The sequence below is a fragment of the Chryseobacterium gossypii genome (assembly GCF_041361455.1).
Classification (GTDB): Bacteria; Bacteroidota; Bacteroidia; order Flavobacteriales; family Weeksellaceae; genus Chryseobacterium; species Chryseobacterium gossypii.
In genome coordinates this window covers 35,107-51,200 of the sequence record NZ_JBGCUR010000021.1, presented here as the reverse complement: position 1 = coordinate 51,200, position 16,094 = coordinate 35,107, and the positions used below count along the sequence as shown (strand labels likewise).

The 16,094-nt window shown below is 39.5% G+C and carries 14 protein-coding genes; 11 read left to right on the top strand and 3 right to left on the bottom strand.

Annotated features, from left to right (window positions below; genetic code table 11):
* Positions 1–44 precede the first annotated feature (44 nt).
* The 4 genes from ABMQ40_RS12065 to ypfJ all read left to right on the top strand — a co-directional run bounded on the left by ABMQ40_RS12065 (position 45) and on the right by ypfJ (position 4,471).
* Positions 45–752 carry a YfgM family protein gene (locus tag ABMQ40_RS12065; protein WP_370899912.1) on the top strand — a complete coding sequence of 236 codons (708 nt, stop codon included), beginning with the start codon at positions 45–47 and terminating at the stop codon, positions 750–752.
* Between the two features lie 4 nt (positions 753–756).
* The gene (gene ribH, locus ABMQ40_RS12060) at positions 757–1,272 is read left to right on the top strand and encodes a 6,7-dimethyl-8-ribityllumazine synthase (RefSeq protein WP_370899910.1); all 516 of its coding nucleotides are present in this window, start codon (positions 757–759) and stop codon (positions 1,270–1,272) included.
* 173 nt (positions 1,273–1,445) lie between these two features.
* Complete coding sequence (locus ABMQ40_RS12055; RefSeq protein WP_370899908.1) at positions 1,446–3,524, top strand: LTA synthase family protein; 2,079 nt, start codon at positions 1,446–1,448, stop codon at positions 3,522–3,524.
* A 92-nt stretch (positions 3,525–3,616) separates the two neighbouring features.
* Entirely contained in the window at positions 3,617–4,471 is an 855-nt protein-coding gene (gene ypfJ / locus ABMQ40_RS12050) for a KPN_02809 family neutral zinc metallopeptidase (protein ID WP_370899906.1), read from the top strand.
* Positions 4,472–4,519: 48 nt separating this feature from the next.
* Here the strand turns inward: ypfJ and ABMQ40_RS12045 are convergent, their stop codons facing one another.
* The gene (locus ABMQ40_RS12045) at positions 4,520–5,326 is read right to left on the bottom strand and encodes a GLPGLI family protein (protein ID WP_370899904.1); all 807 of its coding nucleotides are present in this window, start codon (positions 5,324–5,326) and stop codon (positions 4,520–4,522) included.
* Positions 5,327–5,470: 144 nt separating this feature from the next.
* Here ABMQ40_RS12045 and ABMQ40_RS12040 point away from each other — a divergent pair, with 144 nt between their 5' ends.
* The 4 genes from ABMQ40_RS12040 to sufD all read left to right on the top strand — a co-directional run bounded on the left by ABMQ40_RS12040 (position 5,471) and on the right by sufD (position 9,629).
* On the top strand, positions 5,471–5,800 hold the full coding sequence (locus ABMQ40_RS12040) for a HesB/IscA family protein (RefSeq protein WP_370899902.1): 330 nt from the start codon (positions 5,471–5,473) through the stop codon (positions 5,798–5,800).
* Positions 5,801–5,872: 72 nt separating this feature from the next.
* Positions 5,873–7,321, top strand: a complete 1,449-nt coding sequence (sufB, locus tag ABMQ40_RS12035; RefSeq protein WP_370899900.1) for a Fe-S cluster assembly protein SufB — start codon at positions 5,873–5,875, stop codon at positions 7,319–7,321.
* Between the two features lie 140 nt (positions 7,322–7,461).
* On the top strand, positions 7,462–8,205 hold the full coding sequence (sufC, locus tag ABMQ40_RS12030) for a Fe-S cluster assembly ATPase SufC (RefSeq protein ID WP_370899898.1): 744 nt from the start codon (positions 7,462–7,464) through the stop codon (positions 8,203–8,205).
* Positions 8,206–8,321: 116 nt separating this feature from the next.
* Positions 8,322–9,629 (top strand): Fe-S cluster assembly protein SufD, encoded by a 1,308-nt coding sequence (gene sufD, locus ABMQ40_RS12025; RefSeq protein ID WP_370899939.1) that lies wholly within the window; start codon positions 8,322–8,324, stop codon positions 9,627–9,629.
* A 118-nt stretch (positions 9,630–9,747) separates the two neighbouring features.
* Here sufD and ABMQ40_RS12020 read toward each other — a convergent pair whose 3' ends face one another.
* Together ABMQ40_RS12020 and ABMQ40_RS12015 are read right to left on the bottom strand one after the other, a co-directional pair.
* The gene (locus ABMQ40_RS12020) at positions 9,748–10,668 is read right to left on the bottom strand and encodes a DUF3078 domain-containing protein (protein WP_370899896.1); all 921 of its coding nucleotides are present in this window, start codon (positions 10,666–10,668) and stop codon (positions 9,748–9,750) included.
* Positions 10,669–10,855: 187 nt separating this feature from the next.
* Positions 10,856–11,773: a DUF3078 domain-containing protein gene (locus tag ABMQ40_RS12015; protein ID WP_370899894.1), complete on the bottom strand. Its 918-nt coding sequence runs from the start codon at positions 11,771–11,773 to the stop codon at positions 10,856–10,858.
* 254 nt (positions 11,774–12,027) lie between these two features.
* On the opposite strand from ABMQ40_RS12015, the gene ABMQ40_RS12010 reads away from it, so the two are divergent.
* The 3 genes from ABMQ40_RS12010 (at position 12,028) to gdhA (ending at position 15,485) form a co-directional block, all read left to right on the top strand.
* On the top strand, positions 12,028–12,795 hold the full coding sequence (locus ABMQ40_RS12010) for a rhomboid family intramembrane serine protease (RefSeq protein ID WP_370899892.1): 768 nt from the start codon (positions 12,028–12,030) through the stop codon (positions 12,793–12,795).
* A gap of 32 nt (positions 12,796–12,827) precedes the next feature.
* A complete protein-coding gene (dprA, locus tag ABMQ40_RS12005) occupies positions 12,828–13,937 on the top strand; it encodes a DNA-processing protein DprA (protein ID WP_370899890.1) in 1,110 nt (369 codons plus the stop codon).
* A 189-nt stretch (positions 13,938–14,126) separates the two neighbouring features.
* Complete coding sequence (gene gdhA, locus ABMQ40_RS12000) at positions 14,127–15,485, top strand: NADP-specific glutamate dehydrogenase (protein ID WP_370899888.1); 1,359 nt, start codon at positions 14,127–14,129, stop codon at positions 15,483–15,485.
* The last annotated feature ends 609 nt before the right edge of the window (positions 15,486–16,094 follow it).

Here is a 16,094-nt window from a genome sequence, read left to right as displayed (position 1 = left end):
TCATTCAGAAACAATTAAATTTGCAATTCAATTTTTAAGAATTTATGGCAAAACTTACAAAGAATGCTCAGAACGAGCAAGAAGGTAAAGAAACGGTGGAGTTTTTTAAAGATCTTGACAGAGAAGCTTTAAATACAGAAAGGTTTATTGAGAAATATTCAAAACCCTTAAGTATTGTATTTGGAGTTTTGGTTTTAGCGGTTTTAGGATTCTTTGCCTATAAGCAGTTCGTTGTTGCTCCTAAAAATACCGAAGCAATAAAAAGTTTCCTTGCTGCCCAGAAAAACCTTACTGAAGGCAAGGACAAAGAAGCTTTAGGTGGAAAATCAGCAGCAAATCCGGGCTTTTTGGGTACCTATAATGAGTATTCCTCTACAAATATCGGTAAGCTTTCTGCTTATAACGCCGGCCTGCTTAAATTTAAAGAAGGAAAATTTCAGGAAGCATATGATCTTTTAGATAAACTTTCATCTGACAATAAAACCATAATGGCCATGAAATATGGCGCCATGGCAGATGCAAAATCGGGGCTGAATAGAAATGATGAGGCTTTGCAGCTTCTAGATAAAGCGGCTTCAACGTCTGACGACCCTTACACTTCTTACTATTTCACGAGAAAAGCCGGAATTTTAGCCCTGGGATTGAAGAAAAATGCAGAAGCAAAAAAATATTTTTCTACTATTGAGGAGAAATATCAGGACTACGATAACGGAATGTCTGATTCTTATATTGAAATGACTAAATATTATTAAAAAAATGGCAACAGTTAATCTTTCCGATTACAAGCCACTCCATATATCCAATGCCGAAGAATTTTCTATCGGCATTGTTTTTTCTGAGTGGAATGATTTTGTAACCTATAATCTTCGTGACGCCGCTTTGGAGATCCTTGAAAAAGAAGGAGTAAAACATGAAAACATCAAACTTTTCCCTGTCCCCGGTGCATTTGAATTAAGCTATGCAAGCATGCAGCTTTGTAAAGAACGTAAATATGACGCTATTATCGCCATAGGATGTGTAATCCGTGGTGAAACACCCCATTTCGATTACGTATGCTCCGCAGTAGCACAGGGAATTAAAGATTGTAATATCCTAACAGACACCCCAACCATTTTCTGTGTCCTTACCGATGATACAAAAGAACAATCCATAGCAAGAAGCGGTGGAAACCTGGGAAATAAAGGTGTGGAAGCAGCCGTTACTGCATTAAGAATGATTGATTTTAAAAAAAGCTTAACTGCTAAAAAAGGAAGCATTGGTTTTGGAAATTAAACAGGCTGTTCAATAAAATAAAAGCAGAGAGATTAATGGAGTTTCTCTGCTTTTTCATTTTAGATTATTATTCATAAACATTCCGGAACTCAATAAAAAAAGCAAATTATTGAATAATCTATTAAACAAATCTGTACAAAAACTATCTTTGTGAAATTATATTTCATACCGAGATGATTTCAAAAAAAATAAAACCATTCCTGTATTTGGGAATTTTTTACCTCATTATTTCACTGATAGTAAGGATCATTTTCTTTTTCCATCCCATTACTACTGCAAATTTCGGATTCTTCGAAATATTGAAGATCCTCCTGATCGGTACGGCAAACGATGTCTTTGTCTTTATCCTGGCCAGCTCAATACTCGCACTTTATTTTTTATTCCTGTCGGATTCTAAATATAAGAAGCCCTATGGATATATTATTTTCGGAGTTATGCTGCTGATATTTCTATATATTTATGCCGTTCCGAATAATATTTTCAAACAATACGGCGGCTCTGTAACCAAAATAGCCTTGATTTTCGTAGGATTAAAAACATTCTTCTTTGGCTTGATGCTCTTTTTACCCGATAAAAGAATCAGGATACGCAATACCCTGTATTTTACCACATTATTTCTATACATCTTGCTCATCATTTTCAATGCCGTGAGTGAATATTTCTTTTACAATGAGTTTGGGGTGAGATACAATTTTATCGCTGTGGATTATCTCATCTACACCAATGAAGTAATCGGGAATATAATGGAAAGCTACCCTGTAGTTCCTTTATTTGCCGTAATCTTCATTGTTACTTTCATTGTTACATGGTTCGTCTATAAAAAGACAAAAAATGAGCTTTTAGATCTGCCGGATTTTAAACAAAAGCTGACATTGCTGGCGACATTCATCTTGTTAGCGGGTATCAGCCTGGTCACAATTCCGTTAATGATGCAGATAAGGTCCGCCAATGTTTTTGCTGATGAGATCGGTGCAAACGGATTGCCTAAATTCTACTGGGCCTTTACTCATAATGAACTGGATTATTTTCAATTTTATCCTCAGATAGATGAAAAGCAGGCTGAAAAGAATTTCCTGAGCCAATATCCCGAACCTTCCCTAATCAGAAATATCCTATCGGGGAAACCGGAGCTAAAGAAAAACGTTGTCCTGATTTCCATTGAAAGTTTATCAGCAGATTTTATGGAGCATTACGGAAACACACAAAAGATCACCCCGTTTCTGGATAGCCTCGCTGACCGGTCATTGATGCTTACCAATCTCTATGCAACCGGTAACAGAACTGTAAGGGGCTTGGAAGCGTTAACGCTCTGTATTCCTCCGACAGCAGGAGAAAGCATCATTAAACGGGAAAATAATAAAAACAAGTTTACCACTGGAGCTGTTTTCAGGGCTAAAGGCTATGATGTGAAGTTCCTTTACGGTGGATACAGCTATTTCGACAATATGCAGGACTTTTTTGAAGGAAATGGCTATGATATTATCGACAGGAATAATTTTAAGCCGGAAGAAATCACCTTTGCCAACGTCTGGGGAGTCGCTGATGAAGATATGGCTAAAAAGGCAATTCAGATTATGAATGCGGAGTCTAAGTCAGGAAAACCTTTTTTCAATCATTGGATGACTGTTTCCAACCACAGGCCGTTTACATATCCTGACGGAAGGATTGATATTCCGGGGAATGCCAAATCCCGTGAAGGAGGCGTAAAATATACCGATTACGCTCTCCGGAAATTCTTTGAAATGGCTAAAAAACAAGACTGGTATAAGAACACCGTTTTTGTGATTATTGCAGATCATTGTGCATCCAGCGCCGGAGACACCGAATTGCCTATGGATAAGTACAGGATCCCTGCCATGATTTTTTCAGAAGGATTTATAGAACCTCAGAAGTTTGACAGGCTCATGTCTCAGATTGATGTGATGCCTACCGTGTTTGGGTTATTGAATTTTAATTATAAATCTAAATTTCTGGGACAGGATGTTTTCAAAAAAGAATTCCAGCCCAAAGCCTATATTGCCACCTATCAGGATCTTGGATTTGTAAAAGACGGGTACCTGACCATAATCTCTCCGGTGAGAAAAATAAAGCAGTATACCCTGTTACCGAAGCCGGCTCAATCAGCCCCCGGGTTTAATATTTATTATGATGAGCAATTAAGGAAAAAACCGGACCTCAAATTGGTTAATGAAACCATTTCTGCCTATCAGGCAACATCATATTGGATAAAAACCAATCAGATTAACCGATGATTGGTCCAGGGACATAAAAAACGCAATGAAAGCGGTCTTTTAATATTGACATTAGCTTTAAATTTTTAAATTTACCAACAAAATTATATACTATGAGATGGACTGACGACAGAAGCGGCAATGTAGAGGACAGGCGGGGCTTAGGCGGTGGCGGAGCCGTTGTAGGAGGCGGGCTTGGCACCCTCATTATTGCAGCAATCATATTCTTTTTGGGAGGAGATCCTTCTTCCATCCTTTCTTCGGGAGGTGCTTCCGGCCCGGCCCGGACTGAGCAGAGAACATTAAATGCCAATGAGCTTAAGGTCCGGGAATTTGTACAGATGGTTACAGCCGAAAATGAGCAGACATGGGCGAAGGTTTTTGAAGATAACGGAATGAAATACAGCCCTGCCAGAGTTGTACTTTTTGAAAATACCACCCAGTCAGGCTGTGGTACAGCACAATCTGCAATGGGCCCCTTTTACTGTCCTGCAGATCAGACGGTCTATATGGATATGAGCTTCTTTAACGAATTACAGCAACAGTTTGGCGCACAGGTGACGGAATTTACCATTGCCTACGTTATGGCCCATGAAATGGGGCACCACGTTCAAACCCTTCTGGGAACAACCCAGAAAGTAGATGAATTAAGAAGAAGCGGAAGATATTCAGAAGCCGAGATGAACAGAGTTTCCGTAGCCACAGAACTACAGGCCGACTTCTATGCCGGGGTCTGGGCCAAACAAACAGATAACAGGGAACATATCCTGGAGCCCGGGGATATAGATGCCGCAATCAGTGCGGCAGAAGCCGTGGGTGATGACAATATCCAGAGAAGATCACAGGGATATGTGAACCAGGAAAGCTTTACACACGGATCATCCGCGCAACGTAAGGAATGGTTTATGAAAGGTTATAATACCGGAGACATCAGACAGGGTGACACCTTCAACCAGCTTTTAAGATAAATACCTGCAATAAAAAAAGTACCCCCGGAAGTTCCGGGGGTACTTTTTTTATTGCAATTCGATCGGATTACTGTTTTTCTTTGTCTCTTCTTTTACCCTTTCCTCCATTCTCTTTCTCATATCAGCACTGTTCGGGTTACCACCACGGGTCCGACCCTGGCTCATGAAAGCCATAGGATCGCTAATAAACTTCTGTTGTTGCTTTACAAAATCTGTTCTCTTTACTTTTATGGTGTTGCCGAATTGGCTCAGCGTCGGGAAATCGGCAATTCTGTAATTTTTCATTAAGTCGAACGAATAATCCCCGTTATTATCCTCTACTTTTATAATCAATCCCGGAAGCCCGCCGAATTTATATGGCCCGTCCTGGTAAGGAAGATCAGTGGTAAACCATGCCGTCCATTTTCTGCCTGCAAAATCCGTTTCGGCCTTTTGTACCTTATACTCTCCTATTTTTGTCGTTTCAGAGAAAATCTTCCAGTTTAATGGTCTGTCTTCTTCATAAGAATAATTATCCCGTCCTATTCTGTCTTTAAAATAAACTTTCTGATTGGTTTTATCCTTTTCAACGGAATAGGTGATATTAGATCTCAGAGATTCCATCTGATCCCGGTTTATACTTCCTCTTCCTCCGCCACCCTGAAAAGCTTTCTGTAAAATAGAATCCCTTTTCAATCTGTTTTCAGAATAAAAAAATGATTTTTCCGGTGAGATATCCAAATATGCATTTTCTGTTTTTATATCATTCTTGTCAGAGGCATCCGGCCTCATAGTAACCTGATACACAAATCTGTTGACCTGTGCCGCAATCCCCTGCACAAACAGCAATAAAACAATAATGCCTAACTTTTTCATTTTAAATAATTTGTTATTTGGATTTCAAAACTTTACCAAAGTTAAAGCCATCAATAATAAAAATCGATAAAATAAAAATGCCGATTTTTATTTACTGATTTTTGTTCGTATTTTTGCATTATTAAATCATTCTAAATAAATACAATGATAAAAGTATCAGATCAAGCAAAGGAAAAAGCCATTATGCTGATGACAGAAGATGGTTTTAACCCTGCTGAAGATTATATAAGAGTAGGGGTGAAAAGTGGAGGATGCTCTGGTTTAGAATATGTTTTGAAGTTTGACAATCAAAAAACAGATACAGACCAGGTTTTTGAAGACAATGACATTAAAATTATTGTAGATAAAAAATCCATCCTCTATTTAGCGGGTACAACTCTGGAGTATTCCGGAGGTTTAAATGGGAAAGGGTTTGTTTTTAATAACCCGAATGCGGCCAGAACATGTGGTTGCGGAGAAAGTTTTTCTTTATAGAAAAGACATTGGATACTGGGATATCAGAGAAGCTAAATCTACATCTGATGTGCCATCTGAAACAAAAAAATAATGAGCAAATATACTGAAGACGATTTAAGAGTCGATCTAGAAAATAAAAAATATGAATTCGGTTGGGAAACGAAAATTGATTACGAAGATTTCCCTACCGGTTTAAATGAGGATATCATCCGGGCTATCTCTGCTAAAAAGGAGGAGCCTGAATGGATGACGGAATGGCGTCTGGAATCTTTCAGGATCTGGCAAAAAATGGAAGAGCCGTCCTGGGCCAATATAAAATACGAGAAGCCTGATTTCCAGGCTATCCGTTACTATGCCGCACCCAAGAAAAAGCCTGAGCTGGCCAGTCTGGATGAGGTAGATCCTGAATTATTGAAAACCTTTGAAAAGTTGGGGATCAATATCGAGGAACAGAAAAGGCTTTCAGGGGTAGCTGTGGACATCGTTATGGACTCAGTTTCCGTAAAGACCACTTTCCAGGAAACATTGGCCGAAAAAGGCATCATCTTCTGTTCCATTTCCGAAGCCATCAGAAACCATCCTGATCTCGTAAGAAAATATCTCGGAAAAGTGGTTCCGAGAGGAGATAACTTCTATTCGGCACTGAATTCCGCAGTTTTTTCTGACGGAAGTTTCTGCTATATCCCTAAAGGAGTAAAATGTCCGATGGAACTTTCCACCTATTTCCGTATCAATCAGGCAGGAACAGGGCAGTTTGAACGGACACTGGTAATTGCAGATGAGGGAAGCTATGTCTCTTACCTTGAAGGGTGTACGGCACCGTCAAGAGATGAAAACCAGCTGCACGCTGCGGTTGTTGAGCTTATTGCTCTTGATAATGCGGAAATCAAATATTCAACGGTACAAAACTGGTATCCCGGTAATGAGGAAGGAAAAGGTGGAGTTTTCAATTTTGTTACCAAAAGAGGACTTTGCGAAAAGAATGCAAAAATTTCATGGACCCAGGTAGAAACAGGTTCTGCCGTAACGTGGAAATATCCGTCCTGTATCCTGAAAGGTGACGGGGCAATCGGCGAGTTCTACTCCATTGCTGTTACCAACAACCATCAGTATGCTGATACAGGTACAAAAATGATTCATATTGGCAGGAATACCAGGTCAACCATTATTTCCAAAGGAATCTCTGCCGGAAAATCAAATAATTCGTACCGCGGTCTGGTAAAGGTAATGCCCTCTGCAAAAGGAGCAAGAAACTTTTCACAGTGTGATTCTCTGCTGATGGGTAACGAATGTGGAGCACATACGTTCCCTTATATTGAGATCAAAGATCCTTCTGCCCAGCTGGAGCATGAGGCAACCACTTCAAAAATCGGGGAAGACCAGATCTTCTATTGCAATCAGAGAGGTATTGACACCGAAAAGGCAATCGCCCTGATTGTAAACGGCTTCAGTAAAGAAGTGTTAAACAAACTTCCGATGGAGTTTGCCATTGAAGCCCAGAAACTATTGGAGATCTCATTAGAGGGATCCGTCGGATAAGGATAGTAACGTTTTGGAAGATCTACTCATTGCAGACAAAAAGAGAAAGAGTACCCGTTGTGGACTTTAAATAAACATTCAGAAAAGGCGGTAATAAGTGATCATCATATTATCCTATTACCAGATATCATATTAAAACTATGTTAGAAATAAAAAACCTACACGCCAGAATTGAAGACGGCGCAGAAATTTTAAAAGGTATAAATCTTGAAATAAAACCAGGTGAAGTTCATGCGATCATGGGCCCGAACGGAGCAGGAAAATCTACCCTTTCTTCCGTAATTGCAGGAAAGGAGGATTATGAGGTTACCGAAGGGGAAATCCTTTTCGACGGAGAGAATATCAATGAAGATGCTCCTGAAGAAAGAGCACACAAAGGAATCTTTCTTTCCTTTCAATATCCGGTGGAAATTCCAGGGGTATCCGTGACGAATTTTATCAAAGCTGCATTAAACGAGAACAGAAAAGCAAACGGGTTGGAAGAAATGCCGGCAAAAGAGATGCTTGCCCTGATCCGCGAAAAATCTGAAAAACTGGGTATTAAGAAAGACTTCCTTTCAAGATCTTTAAATGAAGGATTTTCCGGAGGAGAAAAGAAAAGGAATGAGATATTCCAGATGATGATGCTTAATCCAAAGCTGGCTATCCTTGACGAAACGGATTCAGGTCTTGATATTGATGCCTTAAGAATTGTTGCAGACGGAGTAAATTATTTCAAAAACGAAGGGAATGCAGTGCTTTTGATCACTCACTATCAAAGGCTGCTTAACTATATCCAGCCTGATTTTGTACATGTCCTCGCAGACGGAAAGATCATCAAGACAGGTGATAAATCTCTGGCACTGGAGCTGGAAGAAAAAGGTTACGACTGGTTATTAAACTAATAACCGGCGAAAGGTCATCTGGATTCCAGAAATGACAATAACGGTGAAAACCGTATAATATTGAACAATTTTATGTTAATATATATAAATAAGGTGTGATGGCCGAAATATCAGTAATGGCTTTATACGAACAAATTACAGAAAACCATGATCAGTTCCTGGAGAGCCTTCGTCACAGATTTCTGGACGAAGACAGAAAAGCAGCTCTTCAGCGATTCATCAATCTCGGTTTCCCGAAGAAAAAAGATGAAGAATATAAATATACCAACCTTAAGGAGATTACCGAAAAGGCATATAGCTTTTTCCCGAAAGAAAACCATAATATCACCAAAGAACAGCTGGATCAGCTGCATTTAGGAGAAGAAAATTTCGATTGGATAGTATTTATAAACGGTAAGCTTCATAAAGAGCTGTCAAAAGTTTCCATTGAAAATGTGGAGTTTCTGTCATTCAACTATGCCCTGAATGATGAGAAACATAAAGAAGTTTTTGATACCTATTTCAATACCATTGCGTCCGAGGATTCCGCTTTCACTAATCTAAACCTTGCGTATTGCAAATATGGTTTCTTTTTGAAGGTTCCTAAAAACGTAGTGATTGAAAAGCCGATCCACATTTTTTACCTTTCCCAGAACCAGGAAGAAAATACCTTCTATAACACCCGGAATTTACTTATTGTGGAAGAAGGTGCAAAAGTGGAGGTTATTGAAAGTCATCATAACTTTGACAGCACCTACGTGTTTACCAACTCTGTGACAGAGATCTTTACCTATCCGAATGCAAAGGCAGACTGGCACAAGCTTCAGAACGATAATGACACTTCTTATCTGATTGATAATACTTTTGCAAAACAGGAAAAAGACAGCCTGACAACGGTGAATACATTCTCTTTCGGAGGTAAATTGGTAAGAAACAACCTTGATTTCATTCATAACGGGCAAAATATTAATTCATTTATGAACGGAATCACCATCATTGGAAAAGATCAGCTGGTAGATCACCATACAGCGGTGCACCACAATTACCCGAACTGTGAAAGCTACCAGAACTACAAAGGTATTTTTGACGGTAATGCCCATGGCGTTTTCAACGGAAAGGTTTTTGTAGACAAAATAGCCCAGAAAACAAATGCTTACCAGCAGAATAATAATGTTTTGCTGAGCGAGGGCGCTACCATTGATACGAAACCTCAGCTGGAGATTTTTGCGGATGACGTGAAATGTTCCCATGGATGTACCGTAGGACAGCTAAATGAAGATGCTCTATTTTATCTGAGAGCCAGAGGAATCTCTAAAAAAGAAGCTCAGGCCTTACTTTTATATGCATTCGCGAATGATGCAATGCAAAATATCGATATCGAGCCCCTTAAAGAAAAAGTTTCAAAATTGTTGGCTGAGAAATTAGAGGTAGATATAGAATTTTAATAATAATAAACATTATACATCGATCCGGAGAAATTCTCCGGATTTTTTTGTGTCTAAAGGCTAAAACAGCAGGCTGGCTCAAGAGGCAGCCTGCTTTCTTTCAGAATTTATATTATTCCTATTTCAGCCAGGACTGATTGTCTTTTTTATCCGATCTTTTTACCCCGTTGTCAAAATTATACGCGAAACCCACTCCTAAAGTTTGCTTCAGCTGCGTTCTTTTAATCTGATTATGATCATATAGTAGATCCAGGGTAATGTTGGAGGAAATATACTTGTTGATTTTCATATTTAAAATTCCGCTGTATGAAAGCACCAGTCTCTCAGGATGATCCAAATAATTGGAAAATACAGAAGCTGTATTGGTCAGGTTAATATTCTCCATGATTTTCACTTTGTAGATAGCCGTTCCCAGAAAACCGAACTGAAATAATGACGAGTCTCCGTCATGTTTGAGGCCATACGTTCCTGCATACTGAAGATCTTTATCCAGCACAAAGGTCCACCTTGCATTGGCCGGACGCAATGTCATGGTAAAATTATCGTTGGGGCGGTAGGTAACACCGGCTCCTACATTTACGTATCCAGGAGCCATAAAATTGGAGATTTTAGCCGCTTCAGGATTATTGCCGTCTTCATAGCCGGCTGCGAACTGAGTCTGTAAGCTGGCACCCGCAGAAAGATACCAGTTCCTGGCAAACTCACGCCCATAATTCGTGGAAAGATTAATTACATCCTGGGTTTTTCTTGTTCCTATACCTTTTGTGTTATTTTGGCCATAGCCCAGGATAATGATGTTTTCCCAAAGGTCCTTACCTTTCTCATAAGTAAGGTTATAGTTAACCCCTGCAAGCCAGCCCACGTTATTGGCTCCTCCACCCACCCAGTTTGAGAAGGCAGCCTGGTTAAGCATTAAAGTATTTTGTCCCTGAATAGACCAAGCTCTTATAGTATCCGGTGCCGGTGCTTCTGTCCTGGCCTCCTGGGCAAATACGCCTACCCCGAACGAGAGGGAAAGGAATAATAAATGTTTTTTCATAATTGAGAATTTTGCGCAAACAAAATAAATATAATTCATGTAAAAAACAAATCACCTGTGCCAGAAACACCAAACACGAACTTAATTCTTTCAGAATCAAAGCATTACAAGAAAAGATAAATAATTATGTCCTCTTATAACAGCCGATCAAGAAGCAGCTCCCGGTATCCGTTTTCATTCAATAATCTTACTTATTCCACCATTGGCTGTCCTTCCGGTCAGACCGCTTTACTCCGTTGTCCAGGGTATAGGCAAAACCGATCCCCAGGGTTTGTTTCAACTGGGTTTTCTGAAGCTGATTATGATCATATAGTACATCCAAAGTAATATTGGAAGAGATAAACTTATTTACTTTAAAATTCAGGATGGCACCATAGGCCAGCACCAGTCTTTCGGGATGATCAAGATAATTTGAAAAAACAGAAGCCGAATTGGTTAAATTCACATTTTCCATAATCTTCACCTTATACAGGGCAGTTCCTAAGAAACCAAACTGCAGTAAGGATGAATCCCCATCTTCTTTCAAGCCGTAATTGCCGGCCAGCTGCAGATCCTTATCCAGTACGAAAGCCCATCTCGCGTTGACAGGCCGTAAGGTAACATTGATATTGTCATTGGGCCTGTAGGTAATACCCATCCCGACGTTCAGGTATCCCGGCGCCATAAAGTTTGAAATCTTTTTGGCCTGTGGATTATTTCCATCTTCATACCCTGCAGAGAACTGGGTTTGTAAACCTGCGCCAAGAGAGAAATACCAGCTTTTAGAAAACTGCCTTCCATAGTTGGTTGAAATATTGATGACATCCTGGGTTTTTCTTGTTCCCAATCCTTTTGTATTGTTTTGCCCGTAATCAAGGATGATAATATTCTCCCACAGATCCTTTCCTTTTTCGTAAGTAATATTATAATTGATGCCGGCAAGCCATCCGATGTTATTGCCACCCCCTCCTACCCAGTTGGAGAAAGCTGCCTGATTGAGCATTAATGAATTTTTGCCTAACACAGACCAGTGTCTTATGGTATCTGTTACAACAGTGTCTTTTTCTACTTGCGCACTTGTAAAAATTCCTATAGAAAAGGAAAGAATCAATAAAAACTTCTTCATTATTCAAGATTTTCAATACAAAAATATCCCATATTTTGGGTTAAAGCAAACCATTATCAGATGAATATCCCCATATTATACTCCAACATTTTACAGCAGGGAAATGACCTTATTGATTTGAGATCAAATAATTATATACGATGGAAATTATCATCAAATCATTACTTTTTGTCTTAAAAATAATAAACCTTAGAAAAACTATCGTCAAATTTTCCGAAATTTAATGTTGGCTTTTGTTTTGACATAAAATCCTCATGGTTAGAAATGTAATTTCCAAAAGAGCCATTATAAGCCCATTGCTGATGTTAGCGGCAATGTGGTTCGGCTATTTTTTACAGACACTTGGCTTTTTTGAAAGTTGCTTTGGGGCAATTATCCCGCTGTTGCCGGAAGGCTTGCCGGGCATAGTTCTTTCCCCGCTTCTTCATGGGAATCTGGATCATATCATAGGAAATTCCATTCCTATTGTTGTGCTGATGTTTCTCTTATACCAGTTCTATCCTTTGGTTGCCAATAAGGTTTTCATTTTAGGCTGGCTGGCTACCGGGCTTTTGGTTTGGCTTTTGCCTCCAATCGACATCCTTACGGGAGACTATATGTATACCTGCACCATAGGGGCAAGCGGAGTAGTATATGTCCTGGCCTTTTTCCTCTTTTTCAGCGGAGTATTTAAGTGGAATATGAAACTTCTTACCATATCGCTGCTTGTGGTTTTATATTATGGAAGCCTGGTATGGGGAATGTTTCCGGAAGAGCTCTTCTACAGTCTTCAGGAACCCAGTAAAATATCATGGCAGGCTCACCTTTCCGGAGCGGTGGTCGGCAGCATCATAGCCTTTGCCTTTAAGAACATCGGTGAAAAAAAGAAAAAATATATCTGGGAATTCCCTAATTATTATAGCGAAAAAGATGACAAGCTCTGGCAGCAATATAAAGAAAACCATCCTGAAGATTTTTTGGAATTGCCATACAAGAAAAAAGATGACATTTGGGACCGCCTGGACGAGTTAAGGAAAAAATAAAACTTATTCGTTATCTTTGGAAAAAAGCACACATGATCTCCGAAGAACATCTTTATGCAATCGCATTACGCGAATGCAGCCTTATTGGTGATATTAATTTCAGTAAACTTATACGAACATTCGGTTCGGCTAAGGACGTTTGGGAAAAGGCAGGTAAAGAATTCAGCAAAATAGGCGGCATAGGACGTAAGATTGCTTCTGATATCGGCAACCCGGCCCATCTGAAGTTTGCAGAACAAGAGCTTAAGTTTTGTGAGGAAAACAATATTCAGATCCAGTTGAGGCATTGCAATGAAATTCCCTTTTTACTTAACGAATGTGATGATGCTCCGGCCATCCTCTATCAAAAAGGCAGGTTTGACGGTTCTCTAAAAACAATAAGCATTGTCGGAACAAGGAATATGACACCTTACGGCAAACAATTTATCTCAGACTTTTTTGCAGAGACAAAAGCGTATAAGTATGTTTCTGTTAGTGGTTTGGCTTTGGGGGTTGATAAAGAGGTCCATGAGCAGTCCATTCATCACCGGATTCCTACAATTGCTGTTCTGGCTCACGGCTTTCATACCCTATACCCTTCCAGGAATAAAAAACTGGCGGAGAGGATTTTGCAGGAGGGGGGCGCTTTGCTTACGGAGTTCAATTCCTCCCAGAAGCCGGACAGAGAAAATTTTATACAGAGAAACCGGATCATTGCAGGGCTTTCCCCGGCAGTCATTGTAGTAGAGACAGCGTTTGGCGGAGGTTCTATAAGCACAGCAGGTTTTGCCAACAGCTATAACAGGGATGTTTTCGCTCTTCCCGGGAAAATTACGGATCAGTACAGCCAGGGTTGTAACCAGCTTATTGTTCAGCATAAGGCATCAGCCATTTCAACCATTAAGGGCCTTATTGATTTCCTCGGGCTCAGACAGCCTGAAGGAAAAATTGAGGAATTATTCCCATCTTGCGAGTCAGATATAAAATTATCTGATAATCAGTCGCTAATATATAAATGTATTGCCGATCATCCACAGATCTCATTGGATGATCTGGCTGAAAAAATTGAGCTTCCCTCCTACAAAATTTTACCGGTAATTCTGGATTTGGAGCTTTTAGGGAAAGTGAAATCATTTTCCGGGAGGCAATTCACTGCAATCTAGAAATTAACAATTTCTTAATATTGCATTATTTCAGACATAACATTTAATTTTTAATAAAATTTCAATAAAAATTATCAATTTAACAATATTAAGTCATTATATTGTTAAATTTTCAACAATTAATAATTGAGGTGTTGTGAATCTTGAAAAAAAAATTAAATTTGTTGGCAATAATATTCAACCTTAATTATGGAACAATATAATATTGAGCAGAAAATTCAGGAGTTTATTGCAAAAATTGAGGCAAAAAACCCTAACGAACCGGAATTCTTACAGGCTGTAAAAGAAGTTGCAGTAACTGTGATTCCGTTTATTGCTACCAAGAAAGAATATAACGGAATGAAGCTTCTGGAAAGAATGGCTGAAGCGGAAAGGATCATTATATTCAGAGTTCCATGGGTTGATGACAAGGGAGAGATACAGGTAAACAGAGGATACAGGATTCAAATGAATTCAGCAATCGGCCCATACAAAGGAGGTATCCGTTTCCATCCTACCGTAAACCTTTCTGTTTTGAAGTTTTTAGCTTTTGAACAGGTATTTAAGAACTCTTTGACCACTTTGCCAATGGGAGGTGGAAAAGGTGGTTCGGATTTTGACCCACAAGGGAAATCTGATATGGAAGTAATGCGTTTCTGCCAGGCTTTCATGACAGAAATGTGCAAGCATATTGGCCCTGAAACAGACGTTCCGGCAGGAGACATCGGAGTAGGAGCAAGAGAAATCGGATATCTATTCGGACAATATAAAAAGATCCGAAACGAATTTACCGGAGTACTTACCGGAAAAGGCCTTGCCTACGGAGGATCATTGATCCGTCCTGAAGCTACCGGATACGGGGTTGTTTATTTTGCTGAGCAGATGCTTAAAACCATCAACCAGGATTTTAAAGGCAAGATAGTAACGGTTTCAGGTTTTGGAAATGTAGCCTGGGGAGTTATAAAAAAAGCTACAGAACTGGGAGCTAAGGTAGTGACGATTTCCGGCCCGGATGGCTATATCTATGATAAAGACGGAATCAGCGGAGAAAAAATCGATTATTTATTAGAGCTCAGAGCTTCCGGCAATAACAGGGCTGAGGATTATGCGAAGAAGTATCCTTCTGCTGAGTTTCATGCAGGTAAGCGTCCTTGGGAAGTGAAATGTGATGTTGCCATCCCATCCGCAACTCAAAATGAACTTGATCTGGAAGACGCTAAAAAGCTGGTTGAAAACGGATGCGTTTGCGTTACAGAAGCAGCTAACATGCCTTCAACATTAGATGCGATCAACTATTTCCTAGACAATAAAGTGTTATTCTCACCTGGTAAGGCTTCTAATGCCGGTGGTGTAGCAACTTCAGGATTAGAAATGACCCAGAACTCTATTCGTTTGAACTGGACATCCGAAGAAGTTGATGCAAGATTAAAGGAGATCATGATCGGAATCCACAAAGCTTGCAGAGACTACGGAAAAGAAGAGGACGGATATGTAAATTACGTAAAAGGGGCAAATATCGCTGGCTTTGTAAAAGTTGCAGAAGCAATGTTAGCTCAGGGAGTAGTATAAAAATAAAAAAGGTTGGGAAAAATTCCCAACCTTTTTAAATATAGCCTGTTCCCGGGAAAATGGGATAAAAGTAAAAAGTGAAAGAAGAAAGGAGGTGTCTAAAAGGCATCTCCTTTTGTTTTTTCAGGCTTTGTACATTCTGATTTTTTAAGAGGCTATTTTTATGCCGTCATTCAGTCATTTTTTCCTGTTGGATTTCAATAGGCAGATTATTGTATTTAGTCTGTTCCTTTGGATATGGCTTGTTGGTATTAATCTTTTTTGGACCATTTTATGAGATTACACCCTTATAAGATCCTTTGTATCGTCAACAAGTGGTAAAACATCTGTTACACTAATGCCTGTCTTGCAAGGGTAAACACTTTAAACGGCTATCTATTAATATTCCCCTATCCCAGATATTTATCAAAAGCAATTAACTCCACTACCCTGAGCCGGAAGGCGGACACCGGGAAGAATATTTTGTAGTCGGTTCTGACAACCGACTTATTATTAGGCTCGGTAGTTAGTACAGCAAAATTTTTTTTATAGTGGTTCTACACAATTATTCACATTTTTAAACAGACAAGGAAGTCAAGCGCCTGTCATTTCAATATTAAGATAGTCAAA

What these genes read in the sequence shown, in the direction of transcription:
- sufB (WP_370899900.1), top strand. Translation starts at nt 5,873, where the DNA reads ATGAGCAAATATACTGAAGACGATTTAAGAGTCGATCTAGAAAATAAA.
- dprA (WP_370899890.1), top strand. Translation starts at nt 12,828, where the DNA reads ATGATCTCCGAAGAACATCTTTATGCAATCGCATTACGCGAATGCAGC.
- gdhA (WP_370899888.1), top strand. Translation starts at nt 14,127, where the DNA reads ATGGAACAATATAATATTGAGCAGAAAATTCAGGAGTTTATTGCAAAA.
- ABMQ40_RS12010 (WP_370899892.1), top strand. Translation starts at nt 12,028, where the DNA reads ATGGTTAGAAATGTAATTTCCAAAAGAGCCATTATAAGCCCATTGCTG.
- ABMQ40_RS12015 (WP_370899894.1), bottom strand. Translation starts at nt 11,773, where the DNA reads ATGAAGAAGTTTTTATTGATTCTTTCCTTTTCTATAGGAATTTTTACA.
- ABMQ40_RS12040 (WP_370899902.1), top strand. Translation starts at nt 5,471, where the DNA reads ATGATAAAAGTATCAGATCAAGCAAAGGAAAAAGCCATTATGCTGATG.
- ABMQ40_RS12065 (WP_370899912.1), top strand. Translation starts at nt 45, where the DNA reads ATGGCAAAACTTACAAAGAATGCTCAGAACGAGCAAGAAGGTAAAGAA.
- ABMQ40_RS12020 (WP_370899896.1), bottom strand. Translation starts at nt 10,668, where the DNA reads ATGAAAAAACATTTATTATTCCTTTCCCTCTCGTTCGGGGTAGGCGTA.
- sufC (WP_370899898.1), top strand. Translation starts at nt 7,462, where the DNA reads ATGTTAGAAATAAAAAACCTACACGCCAGAATTGAAGACGGCGCAGAA.
- sufD (WP_370899939.1), top strand. Translation starts at nt 8,322, where the DNA reads ATGGCTTTATACGAACAAATTACAGAAAACCATGATCAGTTCCTGGAG.
- ribH (WP_370899910.1), top strand. Translation starts at nt 757, where the DNA reads ATGGCAACAGTTAATCTTTCCGATTACAAGCCACTCCATATATCCAAT.
- ABMQ40_RS12045 (WP_370899904.1), bottom strand. Translation starts at nt 5,326, where the DNA reads ATGAAAAAGTTAGGCATTATTGTTTTATTGCTGTTTGTGCAGGGGATT.
- ypfJ (WP_370899906.1), top strand. Translation starts at nt 3,617, where the DNA reads ATGAGATGGACTGACGACAGAAGCGGCAATGTAGAGGACAGGCGGGGC.
- ABMQ40_RS12055 (WP_370899908.1), top strand. Translation starts at nt 1,446, where the DNA reads ATGATTTCAAAAAAAATAAAACCATTCCTGTATTTGGGAATTTTTTAC.